This window comes from Actinokineospora fastidiosa (genome assembly GCF_014648415.1).
Classification (GTDB): Bacteria; Actinomycetota; Actinomycetes; order Mycobacteriales; family Pseudonocardiaceae; genus Actinokineospora; species Actinokineospora fastidiosa.
In genome coordinates, this window is sequence record NZ_BMRB01000001.1 from 1,913,660 (window position 1) to 1,929,874 (window position 16,215).

General features: G+C 75.3%; 17 protein-coding genes. 7 read left to right on the forward strand and 10 right to left on the reverse strand.

The genetic code is table 11. The features are described from left to right. Entirely contained in the window at window positions 1-882 is an 882-nt protein-coding gene (locus IEY98_RS09225) for a hypothetical protein (protein WP_189209783.1), read from the forward strand. On the opposite strand, the gene IEY98_RS09230 is transcribed toward IEY98_RS09225, so the two are convergent. Then, window positions 879-1,742 (reverse strand): glycosyltransferase family 2 protein, encoded by an 864-nt coding sequence (locus IEY98_RS09230; protein ID WP_189209784.1) that lies wholly within the window; start codon window positions 1,740-1,742, stop codon window positions 879-881. The genes IEY98_RS09225 and IEY98_RS09230 overlap by 4 nt on opposite strands. A gap of 23 nt (window positions 1,743-1,765) precedes the next feature. Between IEY98_RS09230 and IEY98_RS09235 the strand changes: the two genes are divergently transcribed. The 3 genes from IEY98_RS09235 to IEY98_RS09245 all read left to right on the forward strand — a co-directional run bounded on the left by IEY98_RS09235 (window position 1,766) and on the right by IEY98_RS09245 (window position 4,885). Continuing rightward, on the forward strand, window positions 1,766-2,794 hold the full coding sequence (locus IEY98_RS09235; RefSeq protein WP_189209785.1) for a glycosyltransferase family 4 protein: 1,029 nt from the start codon (window positions 1,766-1,768) through the stop codon (window positions 2,792-2,794). Between the two features lie 61 nt (window positions 2,795-2,855). Beyond that, window positions 2,856-4,007 carry a glycosyltransferase family 4 protein gene (locus IEY98_RS09240; protein ID WP_229786699.1) on the forward strand — a complete coding sequence of 384 codons (1,152 nt, stop codon included), beginning with the start codon at window positions 2,856-2,858 and terminating at the stop codon, window positions 4,005-4,007. Window positions 4,008-4,027: 20 nt separating this feature from the next. Then, a complete protein-coding gene (locus IEY98_RS09245) occupies window positions 4,028-4,885 on the forward strand; it encodes a glycosyltransferase family 2 protein (RefSeq protein WP_189209787.1) in 858 nt (285 codons plus the stop codon). Here IEY98_RS09245 and IEY98_RS09250 read toward each other — a convergent pair. Together IEY98_RS09250 and IEY98_RS09255 are read right to left on the reverse strand one after the other, a co-directional pair. Further along, the gene (locus tag IEY98_RS09250) at window positions 4,882-5,244 is read right to left on the reverse strand and encodes a hypothetical protein (protein WP_189209788.1); all 363 of its coding nucleotides are present in this window, start codon (window positions 5,242-5,244) and stop codon (window positions 4,882-4,884) included. The two genes, IEY98_RS09245 and IEY98_RS09250, sit on opposite strands and share 4 nt — an antisense overlap. Window positions 5,245-5,326: 82 nt before the next feature. Continuing rightward, window positions 5,327-6,421 (reverse strand): mannose-1-phosphate guanylyltransferase, encoded by a 1,095-nt coding sequence (locus IEY98_RS09255; RefSeq protein ID WP_189209789.1) that lies wholly within the window; start codon window positions 6,419-6,421, stop codon window positions 5,327-5,329. 54 nt (window positions 6,422-6,475) lie between these two features. Between IEY98_RS09255 and IEY98_RS09260 the strand changes: the two genes are divergently transcribed. Next, window positions 6,476-7,375 (forward strand): DNA-3-methyladenine glycosylase family protein, encoded by a 900-nt coding sequence (locus IEY98_RS09260; protein ID WP_373292362.1) that lies wholly within the window; start codon window positions 6,476-6,478, stop codon window positions 7,373-7,375. A 1-nt stretch (window position 7,376) separates the two neighbouring features. On the opposite strand, the gene IEY98_RS09265 is transcribed toward IEY98_RS09260, so the two are convergent. From IEY98_RS09265 to IEY98_RS09290, 6 genes are all read right to left on the reverse strand, one after another. Then, the gene (locus tag IEY98_RS09265; protein WP_189209791.1) at window positions 7,377-7,697 is read right to left on the reverse strand and encodes a hypothetical protein; all 321 of its coding nucleotides are present in this window, start codon (window positions 7,695-7,697) and stop codon (window positions 7,377-7,379) included. Between the two features lie 90 nt (window positions 7,698-7,787). Beyond that, window positions 7,788-8,150, reverse strand: coding sequence for a GntR family transcriptional regulator (locus IEY98_RS09270; RefSeq protein ID WP_189209792.1), 363 nt, complete (start codon window positions 8,148-8,150; stop codon window positions 7,788-7,790). Further along, window positions 8,147-8,683, reverse strand: a complete 537-nt coding sequence (locus IEY98_RS09275) for an NUDIX hydrolase (RefSeq protein WP_189209793.1) — start codon at window positions 8,681-8,683, stop codon at window positions 8,147-8,149. The genes IEY98_RS09270 and IEY98_RS09275 overlap by 4 nt, the downstream gene beginning before the upstream one ends. Beyond that, the gene (locus IEY98_RS09280) at window positions 8,680-10,008 is read right to left on the reverse strand and encodes a coenzyme F420-0:L-glutamate ligase (RefSeq protein WP_189209794.1); all 1,329 of its coding nucleotides are present in this window, start codon (window positions 10,006-10,008) and stop codon (window positions 8,680-8,682) included. The genes IEY98_RS09275 and IEY98_RS09280 overlap by 4 nt, the downstream gene beginning before the upstream one ends. Beyond that, a complete protein-coding gene (gene cofD / locus IEY98_RS09285; protein ID WP_189209795.1) occupies window positions 10,001-10,999 on the reverse strand; it encodes a 2-phospho-L-lactate transferase in 999 nt (332 codons plus the stop codon). The genes IEY98_RS09280 and cofD overlap by 8 nt, the downstream gene beginning before the upstream one ends. Before the next feature lie 35 nt (window positions 11,000-11,034). Continuing rightward, entirely contained in the window at window positions 11,035-11,784 is a 750-nt protein-coding gene (locus tag IEY98_RS09290) for a site-2 protease family protein (protein WP_189209796.1), read from the reverse strand. A gap of 156 nt (window positions 11,785-11,940) precedes the next feature. Between IEY98_RS09290 and IEY98_RS09295 the strand changes: the two genes are divergently transcribed. Both IEY98_RS09295 and IEY98_RS09300 read left to right on the forward strand, forming a co-directional pair. Further along, the gene (locus tag IEY98_RS09295) at window positions 11,941-12,324 is read left to right on the forward strand and encodes a WhiB family transcriptional regulator (protein WP_373292345.1); all 384 of its coding nucleotides are present in this window, start codon (window positions 11,941-11,943) and stop codon (window positions 12,322-12,324) included. 85 nt (window positions 12,325-12,409) lie between these two features. Then, window positions 12,410-15,751, forward strand: a complete 3,342-nt coding sequence (locus IEY98_RS09300; RefSeq protein WP_189209797.1) for a glycosyltransferase family 2 protein — start codon at window positions 12,410-12,412, stop codon at window positions 15,749-15,751. Here IEY98_RS09300 and IEY98_RS09305 read toward each other — a convergent pair. Then, the gene (locus tag IEY98_RS09305; RefSeq protein WP_189209798.1) at window positions 15,748-16,212 is read right to left on the reverse strand and encodes a metallopeptidase family protein; all 465 of its coding nucleotides are present in this window, start codon (window positions 16,210-16,212) and stop codon (window positions 15,748-15,750) included. The two genes, IEY98_RS09300 and IEY98_RS09305, sit on opposite strands and share 4 nt — an antisense overlap. Window positions 16,213-16,215 lie beyond the last annotated feature (3 nt).

The window sequence follows — 16,215 nt, forward strand, 5'->3', positions numbered from 1 at the left end:
ATGACCAATCCGCTCGTCGCCCCCGTGACCCCGCTGACCAGCCCGGAAGACGGCATGGTCGTCTACGACTTCGCGGTCGACGCCAAGAAGGCCATCGACAACGGCGACTACCTCGAGGCCGGGATCGCGGGCGGGGCGGCCGCGCTGGACGCCCTCGCGGTGATCGCCGACCCGTTCGGCGCGCTGCTCTCCGGGGCGTTCGCCTGGGCGATGGAGCACGTCGATCCGCTGCCGGAGATGCTGAACAGCCTCGCTGGCAACCCCGACATCGTGCAGTCCAACGCCACGACCTGGGCCAACGTCGCCAACCACCTGCGCACCACCGGGGCGGACATGACCAGGGTCGTCACCGAGGACACCGCGCCCTGGCGCGGGCCTGCGGTCGACGCCTACACCCCGGTCGCCCTCGGCGAGGCCAAGCTGATCGAGGCCGCCGCGGTCGCCGCCGACGCCGTCTCCGCCGCGGTGTCCGGCGCGGGCATCGCGGTCTCCGTCGTGCGCACCACGGTGCGAGACCTGATCGCCGACGCGTGCGCGGAGATCGTCAAGTGGCTGGCCAAGGCCGCGCTCGCCGCGGTCGTCACGGTCGGGCTGGCCACCCCCGCGCTGGTCGCCGACATCATCCGGATCGTGGCCAAGTGGTCGAAGCGGGTCTCGGACTGGCTGCAGAAGATCGTCAACACCATGAAGAAGCTGGCCGACATCGTCAGCCGGGTGAAGCCGGTGCTGGAGAAGGTCAAGACCACGATGGAGCCGATCAAGCGGATCTCCGACCGGGTCGGGGACCTGCCGATCGCCAACCTGACCCAGACCCAGAAGATCATCCGCAACACCGCGGTCACCGGCAGCACCTACGACGACCAGGAGTTCGCCCGGACCTAGGTCCACTCCCGCCACACCCTGGCCCGGCTCGCGCGGTCCGCGCGCGGGCGGGGCACCCTGGCCAGCACCTCGGCCAGGACCCGCACCCGCAGGCGGAACCGGAAGTTGGGGGCGTCCGGCTTGGCGCGGCGCAGGGGAAGCACGGCGGTCAGCGCGGCGAAGCGGGCGAGCTGGGTCCACGCGACGCGGCGGGGGGCGCAGCGGAAGAGGGTGCGGAGGCGGTTGCGTTCGTTCCACAGGTGGAAACGCTCCGACCCGATCGCCGTGCTCGCGCCGTGGGCGTGGGTCACCCGCGCCTCGGGGACGCTGATGACGTCCCAGCCCGCCAGGCGCATGCGCCACGCGGTGTCGGTGTCCTCGTAGTAGCAGAAGTAGTCCGCCGGGATCTCGCCCACGGCCTCGGTGCGCAGCAGGGCCGCGCCGCCGCAGAAGCCGAAGACGGGGGTCTCGTCGCTGTCGTAGCCGTGGCCGTCGGCGGTCAGGCGCACGCCCAGGGACTGGGTGGCGCCGTCCGGCCGCAGCAGGTGCGCGCTCGCCGCCGCCGCGTCGGGGCGCGCGTCGAGGGCGTCCTCCAGCCGGGCCAGCCAGTCCGGCTCGGGGACGGCGTCGTCGTTCAGCCAGGCGGTGTACGGCGTCGTGGGGCGCACCGCGGCGAGTCCGCCCGCGTAACCCGCGTTGACCGGCAGCCGCAGCACCTCGACGCCCGCGTCCGCCAGGATCTCGGCGGTGCCGTCGTCGGAGGCGTTGTCCACCACGACCGTCCGGTGTGGACGGGTCTGGGCCGCCAGCGCGGCCAGGCAGGCGGCGATGTGGTCGCGGCCCCGCCAGGTGACCACGACGACCGTCGTGCGGGCATCCACGGCGACGACCGTACCCTGGGCCGGTGCCCGCGCTCGCCGTGCTCACCGAGCAGCTCGTCGCCCCCGTGCCCGGCGGAACCGGCCGCTACACCCGCGAGCTGACCGCCGCGCTCGCCGCCGCCGCCCCCGAGGGCTGGCGCGTCGAGGGCCGCACCGCGTGGCGCCGCGACACCCGACCCGCCGCCATCCCCGGTATCCGCACCCGCAGGCTCCCCCTGCCCCGCCGGGCGCTCGCGCTGGCCTGGGAACGCGGCCTCCCGCCCCGCCCGCGCGCGGACAGCCTGCACGCCCCCACCCCGCTGGCCCCGGACGGCGCGGTCGTCACCATCCACGACACCGTGCCCTACACCCATCCCGAGACGCTGACCCCGCGCGGCGTGGTCTGGCACCGCCGCATGATCGAGCGGGCCGTGACGCGCGCCCGCGCCGTCGTCGTGCCCACACATGCCGTCGCGGAGGAACTGGCCCGCTTCGCCCCCGGGCCCGCCCCGGTCCACGTGATCGGGCACGGCGTCACCGCGCTGCCCACCGCCGACGTCGATCTCGGCCTGCCGCGCGAGTACGTGCTGGCCATCGGCACCGTCGAACCGCGCAAGGGGCTCGACGTTCTGGTCGAGGCCATGCCCGCCGTCGGCCTGCCCCTCGTGGTCGCGGGCCCGCCGGGCTGGGGGAACGTCGACCTGCGCGCGCTGGCCGCCCGCAGCGGCGCGGAGGTCCACGTGCTCGGCCGCGTCACCGACGCCGAACTGGGCGCCGCGCTGCGCGGCGCCGCGGTCCTCGCCGTGCCCAGCCGGGCCGAGGGGTTCGGGCTGCCGCTGCTGGAGGCGATGGCCGAGGGCGTGCCGGTCGTGCACTCCGACGCCCCCGCCCTGGTCGAGGTGGCCGCCGGTACCGGCGTCGTCGCCCGCCGTGACGACCCGCACGACCTGGCCCGCGCGGTGCGCGCCGCGCTGGAGTCCCCCGACGAGCGCGTGACCAGGGCGCGGGCGCGGGCAGCTGAGTTCACCTGGACGCGCGCCGCGGCCCGGGTGTGGGCGGTCCACCTGGAGTGACATGGGGAGCAATTCCCCCGTTCGGGAGATCCCCGCCCGGTCACGCCGTACGCTAGCCCGCGTGTCTACGGCCGACCCGCGTGTCCTCATCGACGCGACCGCCGTGCCCGCCGACCGGGGCGGCGTGGGCCGTTACGTCGACTCCCTCGCCGCCGCCCTGGACGCCGACGGCGCCGCGCTGAGCATCGTCTGCCAGCCCCGCGACGCCGTCCTCTACAGCAAACTGGCCCCGCACTCCCGGATCGTGCCCGCCGCCGAGGCGGTCACCGCCCGCACCGCGCGGCTCACCTGGGAGCAGACGACCCTGCCCCGGCTGGCCCGCAGGCTCGGCGCGCAGGTGCTGCACTCCCCGCACTACACGATGCCGCTCGCCGGTCCGGCCGCGTCCGTGGTCACCTTGCACGACGCCACGTTCTTCACCGACCCGGTGCTGCACCACTCGATCAAGGCCCGGTTCTTCCGGGCGTGGACCAAGGCCGCGCTGCTGCGCGCGGGCCGCTGCGTCGTGCCCAGCGTGGCGACGGCCGACGAGCTGACCCGCGTCGCGGGCGCGTCCCGCGACCGCATGGAGATCATCCAGCACGGCGTCGACACCGACCGCTTCCACCCGCCGTCGCCGTCGGAGGTGGCCGCGGCGCGCGCCGCGATCGGCCTGGGGGACCAGGAGTACGTGGCGTTCCTGGGCGCGCTGGAGCCGCGCAAGAACGTGCCAGCGCTGATCCGCGGCTTCGCCGCCGCGTGCCGGGGCCGCGTGGACCCGCCCGCGCTGGTGCTGGCCGGGCAGCCCGGCTGGGACCACCAGATCGAGCGCGCCCTGGACGCCGTGCCGCACCGGCTGCGCGTGATCCGCGCCGGGTACCTGCCCTTCGACAGCCTGGCCGGGTTCCTCGGCGGGGCGGCGCTGGTGGCCTATCCGTCGCTGGGCGAGGGGTTCGGGCTGCCGGTGCTGGAGGCCATGGCCTGCGGGGCGTGCGTGCTCACCACGCGCCGGTTGTCGCTGCCCGAGGTCGGCGGGGACGCGGTCGCGTACTGCGGGGTCGGCGCGGGCGACATCGCCGCCGCCATCACCGACCTGCTCGACGACCCCACCCGGCGCGCGGTGCTCGCGGCCGCGGCGCAGGAGCGGGCCAAGGAGTTCAGCTGGGGCGCGTCCGCCGAGCGGCACCGGGAGGTCTACGGGCGCGCGTACGCCGCGCACCGCCGCTCGCGCTGAGCCTGGCAGGATGTCCGACTGTGACCGAGACCAGCTACGGGGACGCGCTCGCCGTGGTCACCGTGACGTACTCGCCCGGCCCGACGCTGCCGAGGTTCCTGGAGACGCTGACCAAGGCGACCACCCGTCCCGTGCACGTGGTGTTGGCGGACAACGGTTCCACCGACGGCGCGCCCGAGGCCGCCGCGGCCGAGTGGGACAACGTCGAGCTGGTGCGCACCGGCGGCAACCTCGGCTACGGCGGCGGCGCGAACCGCGGGGTCGCCGCGCTGCCGGATGAGTACGGCTGGATCGTGGTGTGCAACCCGGACCTGGAGTGGCGGCCGGGCTCGCTCGACGAACTGCTCGCCGCGGCGAAGCGCTGGCCGAGGGGCGGCTCGTTCGGGCCGCTGATCACCGGCCAATCCGGCGAGGTCTACCCGTCAGCGCGCGAGGTCCCGTCCCTGGGCCGCGGGATCGGGCACGGCCTGCTGGGCATGGTGTGGCCGTCGAACCCGTGGACGCGGGAGTACAAGCAGCTCGGCAAGGCCCCGCGCGAGCGGGAGGCGGGCTGGCTGTCCGGCTCCTGCCTGCTGCTGCGGCGCACGGCGTGGGACTCCGTCGACGGCTTCGATTCCCGCTACTTCATGTACTTCGAGGACGTCGACCTCGGCGAGCGCCTGTCCCGCGCGGGCTGGCAGAACGTGTACGTGCCCTCCGCCGAGGTCATGCACATCCAGGGCGTCTCCACGGCGAAGGCGTCCGCGCGCATGCTGGCCGCCCACCACGAGAGCGCCTACCGGTTCATCGCCGACCGCCACCGGGGTCCGCTGTGGGCCCCGGTCCGCGGCGCGGTGCGCGCGGGCCTGGCCCTGCGGCTGAAGGCGCAGTCGCGCTAGAGGCCGCCGTCGAGGCGGCGGCTGAGGGTGGAGCGGTCGGCGCCCGGCTGCTTGGTGGTGGGCAGGATCCCGTCGAGCTCCTCCGGCGGCGGGGCCTGCCTCGGCAGCCGCTCGGTCGGGCGCGGCGGGGAGGCCAGCGACTGGGTCGCCGCCTCCTGCGCGATCGCGGGCAGCTCGTCGGCCACCGGGAAGACCGAGGTCACCTCGGGGTCGTTGTCGGCGTTGCGCACGACCATCCTCGGGATCTGCACCGTGGCGGCGGCGTCCATCGGGCTGGTGGCGCTGTCGGGGGTGACGACGTACGCGCCGCGTGCGCGGGCCCTCGCCAGGATGGCTTCGGCTCGCTCGCGGGGGTCCATGCGCCGCCCTTCCTGCCGACCGGGAGTGCTGCTGTCAGGGTAGCCCGATCGCCACGCGGCGTCAGCGGGACTTCCCGGGAAATCAGAGGAAATCGCTGTCTCCGCGGGCGCGCAGGAGCTCGGTCAGTCGCTTGATGTCCTGCGCGCGGTCGCGGCGGCACACCAGCACGGCGTCCTCGGTGTCGACCACGATCACGTCCTCCACGCCCAGCGTCGCCACGAGCCTGTCGGACGGGACGATGACCGTGCGCGCGCTGTCGACAGCGACGACCCGCGCGGTGTCGCCCACCACGCTCGCGCCGTCGACGTCCTCGCCGAGCAGGTCGCCGAGGGTGTCGAAGTCGCCGATGTCGCTCCAGCCGAAGTCGCCCGGCACGGTGGCCACCAGGCCCTCCTCGGCAGCGGGCTCCATCACCGCGTACTCGACGGCCACCTTCGGGATGGTCGGCCACAGCTCGCCGAGCACCGCGTCCTGGTCGTCGGTGTCCCACGCCGCGGCGATCGCGTCGATCGGCGCGGCCACGTCCGGGCGGCGGGCGCGCAGCTGCTCGAGGAAGACGTCGGTCCGCCAGACGAACATGCTGGCGTTCCACAGGTAGCTGCCCGACTCCACGTAGCGGGTGGCCACGTCCAGCGCGGGCTTCTCCTTGAACTCCAGCACCCGCTGGATCACCGACCGCCGAGCCTGCTCGCTGCACCGGAGGTAGCCGTAGCCGGTCTCCGGGCGGGTGGGCGTGATGCCGATGGTCATGAGCAGGCCGTCGCGGGCGCCGTCCACGGCCCGCCCGACGGTGTGGGCGAACTCCTCGGTGTCGGCGATGAGGTGGTCGGCGGCGAAGGAGGCCATGACCCCGCCCGGGCTGCGCCGCTCGATCACGGCCGCGGCCAGCGCGATCGCCGCGCACGAGTCGCGGGCCAGCGGCTCGACCAGGATGTTGCGCTCGGGCAGCGCGGGCAGCTGCCGGGAGACGGCGGCGGCGTGCGCGGTCCCGGTGACGACGTAGAGCCGCTCGGGCGCGGCGATGGGGGCGAGCCGGTCGAAGGTCGCCTGCAGCAGCGAGCGGTCGGTGCCGGTGAGCGGGTGCAGGAACTTCGGGTGCCCGGCGCGCGACAGCGGCCACAGGCGGGTGCCGCTCCCTCCGGCGGGCACGACGACGTGCAGGTCGGTCACGGCCATCCTCTCGGTGCTGTGCGGGCAACTCTAACGGGTAGCCTCCGGCTGGTGACCGCCATCCTCGAACGCCGGTGGACGCCGGAAGGCGCGCTGGACCTCCCCGCGCTCGTGCGTCCGCTGCGCAGGGGACCCGGCGATCCGGCGTTCCAGGTGGACGCGCGGGGCACGTGGCTGGCGGGCAACACCGCCGCGGGCCCCGGGACGCTGTGCCTGCGCGTGGCCGCGGGCGAGGTGCTGGCCTCGGCGTGGGGACCCGGCGCGGACGTCCTGCTGGACGGCGTTCCCGCGCTGCTCGGCGCGCGGGACGACGACGCCGGGTTCGTCGCGCACCACCCGATCGTCGCCGAGGTGCGCCGCCGCCGTCCCGGCCTGCGGCTGGGGTCGACCGGCCGGGTGTGGGACGTGCTGCTGGCGGCCATCCTGGAGCAGAAGGTCACCGGGACCGAGGCGCACCGCTCGTGGCGGCACCTGGCCCGGCGGCACGGGGTCGCGGCCCCCGGTCCGGTTCCGGACGGGATGGTCGTGCCGCCGACGCCCGCCGCGGTGCTGGGCATCGCGGACTGGCAGTGGCACAAGGCGGGCGTCGACGGCGGGCGAAGGCGCGCGATCATCGCCGCCGCCCAGGTGGCGGGCAGGCTGGAGCGCGCTGCGGAACTGGGCGGCGCCGAGGGCAGGCTGTGGCTGCGCAAGGTCCCCGGCATCGGCGTCTGGACCGCTGCCGAGACCGCCCAGCGCGCCTGGGGCGACCCGGACGCGGTCAGCATCGGCGACTTCCACCTGCCGGGCATCGTCGGCCACGCGCTGGTGGACCGCAGGCTCGACGACGCGGCGATGCTGGAGGTCCTGGCCCCCTACGCGCCCCAGCGCCACCGCGCCGTCTGCTACATCACCGCCGCCGGTCTCGGCAAACCCCGCTACGGGCCGCGGTTCTCACCGCGCGACTACCGGGCGATCTGAGCTAGGCCGCGAACTTCACGAACCTGACCAGTTCGGTGACCGCCCCCTCGGAACCCGCCGCCACGACGGCGTCCGGCTCGCCCTCGCACCCCTCGTCGCCGAAGAAACCGGCCTCCCGCTGGGACGGGTTCTCGGCCGCCAGCACGAGGTGGGCGCCGTCCAGGGGGCCGTCGACCGGCGCGCACTCGCCAGGCTCGGCCTCGACGGTCACCTCGCCCGCCGCGGTGATCAGGGTGAGCCGGTCGGGCTCGGCGACGGCAGGGCTCGCCGACAGAGCGGCGAAGGAGATGGCGGCGAGCATCGCGCTGGCAGCGGTACGCATAAGGGCTCCTCGGGTCCGGCTGCTGAACCCGTCGGGGGTTGCACCCCCGACCCGATCGCATACCCAAACCACCCGAACCGGCGAAAACGATCAGGGCCGGTTCGCGTCCAGCGCCGCCCGGACGATGGCGATCGCCTCGTCCGGCGGGATCGTGTAGCGGCGGCAGACGACGGCGTACGCCTCGGCGGCCTCGCGCACCAGCTCCCTGGGCCGGTCGCCCGCCGACGCGACGAACGTGCCCGCGCGGCCCCGGGTCTCCACCAGTCCCGCTTCCTCCAGCTCGCGGTAGGCCCGCGCGACCGTGTTCGCCGCCAGCCCGAGATCGGCCGCGAGCGCCCGCACGGTCGGCAGCTTCGTGCCCACCGCCAGCGTCCGCTCCGTGATGCGCCGCGCCAGACCCGCCCGCACCTGCTCGAACGGCGGGACCGGCGAGGCGGGGTCGACGGGGATCACCGCAGCGCCGCGAGCATCCGGCCGATGCCCGCGACGCCGTCCGGGTCGTCGGGCAGGCCGTCGACCGGCCACCAGCGCAGGTCCACCGACTCCGCGGATTGCACGGCCGCCGCGCCCGCGGGCGCGTGCACCACGAACCGCACGTCGAAGTGCCGGGTCGGCACGCCGAGCGAGCACGTGATCGGGTGCACGTCGAGGTGCAGCGGCACCGGGTCGATCGTCAGGCCGATGATGCCCGACTCCTCCTCGGCCTCCCGCAGCGCAGCGCCCACCAGGGACGTGTCGGTCGGCTCGCAGTGGCCGCCGAGCTGCAGCCACCGGCCCACCCTGGGGTGCAGCGTCAGCAGCACCTCCGTCCCCGTGTGGTCGAACACCAGCGCCGACGCGGTGATGTGCCCGGACGCGCACGAGCGCGAGCACGCGTCCGGCAGCCCGGCCAGGTATCCCAGGTACGCCTGCCGCAGCGACTCCTGCGCGGGATCCGCTGGCGTCCACGAGTCCAACGTGGACACCGCGTCGGCGTGCAGCGTCACAGCTCGACCCAGCCGGAGTCGGTGCGCGGCTCGCGCGGGCTCAGCGGCTCCGGCGGGTGGCCGACGGCCACCGCGCCCAGCGGCTCCCAGTCCGACGGCACGTCCAGCACCTCGCGGACCACGTCGGCGCAGAACATCGTCGACGACACCCAGCACGACGCCAGGCCCTCGGCCGCCAGCGCGACGAGGAACCCCTGCACGGCGGCCCCGCCAGCGACCATGAACATCGACCGCTCGGCCGAGGAGCGCCGCTCGTCGGGGTAGCTGTGCGCGCCCTCGCGCACGAGGAACGGCACCACGATCTCCGGCGCGTGGTACAGCAGGTCGCCGCGCGCCACCCTGCGGTCGATCCGCTCCGGCGTCCAGCCGTCGGCGGCGAGGTCGGCCCGCCACGCCGAGCGCATGGCGTCCAGGAGGAGTTCGCGCTTGGTCGTCACGTGCGCGAACCGCACCGGGCGGGTGTGGTGCGGGGCGGGCGCGGTCAGCCCGACGGCCGCGGCCCGCCGCAGGACGGCGTGGTCGACCGGCTCGCCTGCGAACGCGCGCACCGACCGGCGCACCAGCACGGCCTCCCTGCGGCCCTGCTCGACGGCCAGGTTCGTGCCCAGCCGGAAGAGGTCGTGGTCGATCGGGCGCAGCAGGTCGCGGGCCGAGCCCGCGCCGCCGATCTCCAGCCCGCGCACCACCGCGACCGGGATGCCGCCCAGCTTGCCCTTGACCAGGTCGGCGGCCGCGGCGATCTCGTCGGCCACCGCGATCAGCGTCACCGCCAGCTCGTTGCCCTGGCTGTCGACCTCGCCGGCGTACGGGGCCAGCGGGGCCAGCCCGGCCACGCCGATCGCCGCGTCGGTCTGGCCCATCCGCCAGGCCCGGCCCATCGTGTCGGTCACCACGACGGCGACCTCGACGCCCAGCCGCTCGCGCAGCCCGCCGCGCAGGGCATCGGCGCTGGCGTCCGGGTCGGCGGGCAGCAGCGCGACCTCGCCGCGCGCCACGTTCGAGTTGTCCACGCCCGAGGCCGCCTGCACGATGCCCAGCCGGTTCTCGGTGATCACGGTGTTCTTCACCCTGGCCACCACCCGCCGCGCCTCGCTCATGACCAGCTCGCGCCTGCGCAGCTCCCGGGCCGAGGGGTCGGCGGGCACGGCCACCAGCTGACCCTCCACCTTGGACACGACCTTGCTGGTGACCACCACGACGTCGCCGGAGCGCAGCCACGGCGCTGCCGAGGCGATCGCCCCGGTCAGGTCGTCGCCGGGGCGGAACTCCGGCAGCCCGGGCACCGGGATGACCTCGACCTTCCCGCGCGCGCCGTGCTCAGCCAATGTCGACTCCTCCCAGGTCGAACGCCGCCCGCGCCATCGCGGCCGTGGCGTCCACATCGGACATCATCAGCGGGACGGCGCGCACGGCGACGTTCGGCACGTCGGCAGCGTCCCCGGAGTGCACCAGCCAGCCGTCCAGGATGCCCTGGTCCGAGCAGGCGCGCGAGCCGTAGTGGCGGCCGACGGCCTCGGCGGTCGTGGGCACGCCGATCGCGGTCAGGCACGCCTCCGCCATGCCGCGCACGGCCTTGTCCCGCACGATCGGCGACAGGCCGATCACCGGGGCCTCGGTCTTGCGCAGCGCCGAGCGCACGCCCGGCACCGCCAGCACCGAGCCGATGCTGACCACCGGGTTCGACGGCGCGATCAGCACGATGTCGGCCTCGGCGATCGCCTCGACCACGCCGGGGCCCGCGGTCGCCTCGTCAGCGCCGACCGGCACGATCGACTCCGCGTGCGGCTCGGCCCGGTAACGCACCCACCACTCCTGGAAGTGCACGGCCTTGCGCTCGCCGGTCTCCGGCTCGTCGATCACCACGTGCGTCTCGACCCGGTCGTCGGTCATCGGCAGCAGCCGCACGCCCGGCTTCCAGCGCTGGCACAGCGCCGCGGTGATGTCGGAGAGGTCGTAGCCCGCCCGCATCATCCGGGTGCGCACGAGGTGGGTCGCGATGTCGCGGTCACCGAGGTTGAACCAGGTGCCCTCGGTGCCGTACGCGGCCAGCTCGGCGCCCACCGTCCACGTCTCGGCGGCCCGGCCCCACCCGCGCTCGGTGTCGATGCCGCCGCCGAGGGTGTACATGCAACTGTCCAGGTCGGGGCAGACGCGCAGCCCGTGCAGCCACATATCGTCCGCGGTGTTCACGATCGCGGTGATCTCGTGCGCGGACGGCTCCGGCGGCTCGCCGACGGCGGGCAGCCCCAACAGGTGTTTGACGCCGAGCAGGAACCGGGCTCCGCCGACCCCGCCGACGACTGCGACAACCTTCACGCGCGCGATCCTTCCACGATGGGGTGAAACCCCGGTCAGCGCCAGAAGAAGAACAGGCCGGAGCCGAGTGCCGCGGCGTACTCGTCCCCGCCGACCAGCCCGTACACCGAATAGACGACGTCGAAGAACACGGCCGCCGCCCCCGGGATGCCGATGAGCACGGCGAACAGGATCAACGGCGCCCACGGCCGGGCCTTGGCGCCGATCCGGCGCGCGTCGTGGGACAGGTACGGCTCCAGCGCTCCCCAGCCGTCGAGGCCGGGGACGGGCAGCATGTTGAGCACGAACGCGGCCATCTGCAGCAGCGCGAGGAACGACAGCCCGGCCGCGAGCGCGGCGGGCGGCTGGAGCACCGCGACGACGACGGCCAGCAGGATCGCGAGGACGAGGTTGGCGAACGGCCCGGCGAGCGAGACGCGTGATTCCACCGCTCGGGAGCGCAGCGCGTAGTGGTTGATCCAGACGGCGCCGCCGGGCAGCGGGATGCCGCCGATGGCGAGCAGGAGCAGCGGCAGCAGCAGGCTCAGCACCGGGTCGGTGTAGCGGCGCGGGTCCAGCGTCAGGTAGCCCTTGAAGTAGACCTCGCGGTCGCCGCCGCGGAAGGCGACGATCGCGTGGCCGAACTCGTGCAGGCACAGCGACACCGCCCAGCCGCCCAGGACGAGCAGGAAGACGCCCGCGCTGCGCGCGGTGTCGTCGTCGATGAGCGTGAGCAGCCCGCCCCCGACGGTGACCGCGAGTAGGCCGAGGAACACGGGCGAGGGACGAATTGCTGATCTCTGCACGGCTCCAGTGTGGCAAGTTTCGCGAAACTGGGGCCGCCCGCCTGGTATCTGGGCGTGTTTCCGCTGGTACCCGAATGGGTGTAGCCCGCGCATACATCATCACCCGGCTGGGGGCTTCGCTTGACCCGCCGCCGCGACACGGGTGTAATCACATCGATGTCATTCGCCACGGGGACGGCCTATGGCATCCGCCAGCCGGGGAGTGCGGAAGGCGAGGAGGCGGGCGATATGCAGGGATTCGAAGACAGGGGCAACGTCGTGCAGCCGGCGGAGTGGGAACGCCCGGAGGCCGGACTGCCCGGCTTCGGCGACGAGGCCGAAGAACAGGAGTGGCAGGAGCGCGCCCTGTGCGCGCAGACCGATCCGGAGGCGTTCTTCCCGGAGAAGGGCGGCTCGACCCGCGAGGCTAAGCGGATCTGCCTCGGCTGCGAGGTGCGCGCCGAGTGCCTTGAGTACGCCCTGGCGCACGACGAGCGCTTCGGCATCTGGGGCGGGCTGTCCGAACGGGAGCGCCGCAAGCTCAAGAAGCGCGCAGTTTAACTGGTGGTTAACGCGATCGGGGTGGCGGCCCGGATCGCGCACCTCACATCGCCACGGGCGCGCGGCGGCATCTAGAGTTCCCGCGATGGCGAGCGGTCGTGGTGCGGTCGGGAGGACCAGGGAGTCCGCGGGCGCTGCCCATCCTCGGAATCTGACGACCGTGCCCGTGCTGGCCGTGCTCGTCTGCCACGACGGCGCGGAGTGGCTGCGGCTGGCGCTCTCGGCGCTGCGCCACGCCACCCCCCGGCCCCGGCACGTCATCGCCGTCGACACCGGGTCCGCCGACGACACCCCCGGCCTGCTAGCCGCCGCGGCTACCGGCGACGACCGGGTGCTCGACGGCGTGCTCACCCTGGACCGGTCCACCGGCTACACCGACGCGGTGCACGCCGCCGTCGACCACGCCGTCGAGCGCTGGGGCGATCCCGGCGGCTGGATCTGGCTGCTGCACGACGATTCCGCGCCCGACCCGGACTGCCTGGCCAACCTGCTCAACGCAGCCGACCTCGCCCCGTCCGCCGCCGTGCTCGGCCCGCTGGCCGTCGACTGGCGCGACCCGAGGATGGTCGTCGGCGCGGGCCTGTCCACCGACGCCTCCGGCCACCGGCAGACCGGCATCGGACCATCCGAACTGGACTGGACGCGGCTGGGCCGGGAGTTCGAGCAGAGCACCGAGGTGCTCGCGGTGTCCTCGGCCGGGATGCTCGTGCGGCGCGCGGTCTGGCAGGAGCTCGGCGGGTTCGACCGCGCGGTGCCGGTGCTGCGCGAGGACATCGACTTCGGCTGGCGGGTCAACCGGTCCGGGCGGATCGTCCTCTGTGTCCCATCCGCGCGCGTGCGGCACGCCCGCGCGATGACCACCGAGCTGCGCGGCGTCGACGTCGCGGTGGACGGGCTGGCCGGGCAGGCCGCGCTGGACCGGGCGATGGGCCTGCGCACGTTCCTGGTCAACTGCGGGCTGGTCTCGTTCCTGCTCGGCGTGCCCCGGCTGGCGGCGCTGTGCCTGCTGCGCTCGCTCGGCTTCGCCATGCAGCGACGGCTGACCGAGAGCGCCGCCGAACTGCGCGCGCTGTCCTATGTGCTGAGCGGACGCGCCGGGCTGTGGGCGGGCCGCAGGGCGCGGGCCGTCAGCGGCGGGCCCGGGCCGGTGCGCGGGCTGTTCACCAGCCGCACGACCAGGCTGCGCAACGTGGTGCGCGGCGCGGTCTCCGCGCTCGTGCGCAGGCGCGTGGCCGCCGACGCCGCGCTGGGCAGGCTGCCCGTCGAGTACGACCCCGCCACCGTCTGGCTGCCGCCGACGCCCGGGACGCGCAGGCCGCTCGCGGGCCCGGAGGCGCTGCCCGCGGGCGCGGCCGGGCGCCCGCGGCGGGCCGGGCTGCGGCGGCCGAGCAGCGCCGTCGCCGTCTCCATCCCGGTCGAGGAGACGCCCGGGCTGCGGCCGAGCCCGCAGCCGCGGCCGTCCCCGGTGCCCCGCGACGGCAGCGGGCCCCCGCCGGAGCCGGACCTGGTGCTGGTGTCGGTCGACCGGGGCCGGGTCGTCCGCCAGCTGCTGCTGTCCCCGCCGCTGCTGCTCGCCGTCGGGCTGCTCGCGCTCGCCGTCGTGGTCAACATCGACCGCGCGGGCCTGGCCTTGGCAGGCGGGCGGCTGCTCCCGGTCGGCGACCTGGGCGCGGTGTGGGCGGAGTACCTGGCGGCCTGGCACGGCGTCGCGGGCGGGACCGCCGCGCCCACGCCTGCGGCCATGGCCGTGATCGGCACGCTCGGCCTGGTCCTCGCGCCCGTCGGCGGCACCCAGGCCGCGGTGGCGCTGCTGCTGCTCGCCGACCTGCCGCTGGCCGGGCTCTCGGCCTACCTGGCCACCCGGCGCGCGCCCGTGCGCCGCTGGGTGCGGGCCCTGCTGGCCACCGGCTACGCGCTGCTGCCCACCGCGTCCGCCGCCGTCGCCCAGGGCAGACTCGACGCCGTCGTCGTGCACATCCTGCTGCCGCTGGTCACCGCCGGGGTGATCGCGCTGCTCGCCCGGACCGGGGCGACCCGCCGGTGGCTGTCGACCGCGGCCGGGACTGCCTTCGGGCTGGCCGTGATCGGCGCGTTCGCGCCGCTGGCGCACGTGGTGCTGGTCATCGTCGCGCTGGGCGGGTTCGTCCTCGTGCCCGGCGACGGGCGCCGCCGGGGCGCGGCGCTGTTCATGCTCGTGCTGATGCCGCTCGCGCTGCTGCTGCCGTGGCCCGCGGTGGTCATCCAGCACCCGGGCGTGGTCGTGCACGGCCTCGGCGCCCCGCTCCCGACGCCCCCGGTGGGCGTGCCCGAGCTGCTGGCGCTGGACGCGGGCGGGCCGGGCGCGTGGCCGTACCTGGGCGCGCTGCTCGTCATCGCGGTGCTGGTCGGCGTGGTGCTCCGGCCCTACCGGGGCGTGCTGCCGGGGCTGGGCTTCGCCCTGTTGGGCGCGCTCGCCGTGGCGTTCGTCCAGCTGGTGCCGATGACCCCGCTGGGCGGGCTGACCCCGTCGCACGGCTGGGCGGGCACACCGCTGCTGATCGTCGGCTGGGGCCTGGTGTGGGCGCTGATGGGCCTGTGCCGCACCGGGGGACGCGTTTCGCTGGTGCGCCCGGTGGCCGTCGCGGGCGTCGCGGCGCTGGGCGCGCTCGCCGCCGGGGTCGTCGTCGCCGGACCCGTCGGGCCGCTGGACGACGACGGCGGGCCCCGCCTGGCGAGTTCGCTCACCGCCGAACTCGCCCAGACCCGCCGCTGGGTGCTGACCCTCGACGGCCACCCCAGGCTGACCGCGGGCAGGCTCCCCGCCCTGGGTGACGACGACCTCGCGCCGCCCGCCGCCGCCGTGGACCGGCTCGCGCGCTGGGCCGACGACCTGCGCAGCGGCGACGGCGCCCGGGTGCGCCCCGCCGTCGCCAGGGCGGCGGCCGCTGGTGTGCTGTTCATCGTCCTGCCCGAGGACGCCGGGTTCGCCGCCGCGGCGGGCGACCTCGTGGCCGCCGCCCCGCCGACCACCGACGGGCTGCCGGTCTTCCGCGTCCAGCTCACCGCCGGGCCGTCGACGCTGCTGTCGCCCGAGCTGGCCCGCACCGCCGTGACCGGCGGCGTCCCGCCGACCTCGCTCGCCGCCGAGGGCGTCGTCCCGGTCGACGCCACCCCGCCCGCGGCCGCCGCCCGCGTCTCCGACGGCCCGGAGGGCAGGCTGCTGGTGGTGGGCGCCAACGAGGAACCCGGCTGGACCGCCACCGTCGACGGCAGGCAGGTCCCGGTGGTCCGCGCCTGGGACCACCAGGTCGCCGTCTCCCTGCCCACCCGCGCCGCCGAGGTCCGCGTCGAGCAGCCCACCGCCCTGCGCGGCGTCCTGCTCCTGGTCCAGGGCGCGATGGTCCTGTTCACCGTCCTGACGTCGATCCCGGGACGGCGGCCGGACTAGTCCCCGCCCTCGACCACCCCGGGGTCAAGGCCCAGGTACGCCGCGATCTGCTCGACCAGGACGTCGTGGACCAGGTCGGCGAGGTCGGCGCCGTCCTTGGCGCGGGCCTCCAGCGGGCGGCGGTAGAGCACCACGCGCGCCCTGGTGGGCTGGCCCCTGCGGTCGACGCCCGCGCGCACCAGGCGGGACAGCGGGACGCCCGCGTCGGCGATCACGCCGTCCGGGGTCTCCCCGGCGGGGACCTCCGGCACGTCGTCCACGGCGACGTCGAGTTTCGTCAGCTCGGTGCGCCAGCGGGCCTCGATCGGCTCCAGGGCCTCCAGCACCACCGTGTCGAACTTCTCCGCGCGCGTGCTCGCCGCGGGCAGCGAGGACGGGATCAGCGGGCCGCGCAGGCCGCGCCCGTGCCGATCGCGGTGTCGGCGGCCGCGGGAGCGGCGGGAACGTCGGGCGGTGACCACGTC

What these genes read in the sequence shown, in the direction of transcription:
- IEY98_RS09295 (WP_373292345.1), top strand. Translation starts at nt 11,941, where the DNA reads ATGTCATTCGCCACGGGGACGGCCTATGGCATCCGCCAGCCGGGGAGT.
- IEY98_RS09225 (WP_189209783.1), top strand. Translation starts at nt 1, where the DNA reads ATGACCAATCCGCTCGTCGCCCCCGTGACCCCGCTGACCAGCCCGGAA.
- IEY98_RS09255 (WP_189209789.1), bottom strand. Translation starts at nt 6,421, where the DNA reads ATGGCCGTGACCGACCTGCACGTCGTCGTGCCCGCCGGAGGGAGCGGC.
- IEY98_RS09250 (WP_189209788.1), bottom strand. Translation starts at nt 5,244, where the DNA reads ATGGACCCCCGCGAGCGAGCCGAAGCCATCCTGGCGAGGGCCCGCGCA.
- IEY98_RS09265 (WP_189209791.1), bottom strand. Translation starts at nt 7,697, where the DNA reads ATGCGTACCGCTGCCAGCGCGATGCTCGCCGCCATCTCCTTCGCCGCT.
- IEY98_RS09300 (WP_189209797.1), top strand. Translation starts at nt 12,410, where the DNA reads ATGGCGAGCGGTCGTGGTGCGGTCGGGAGGACCAGGGAGTCCGCGGGC.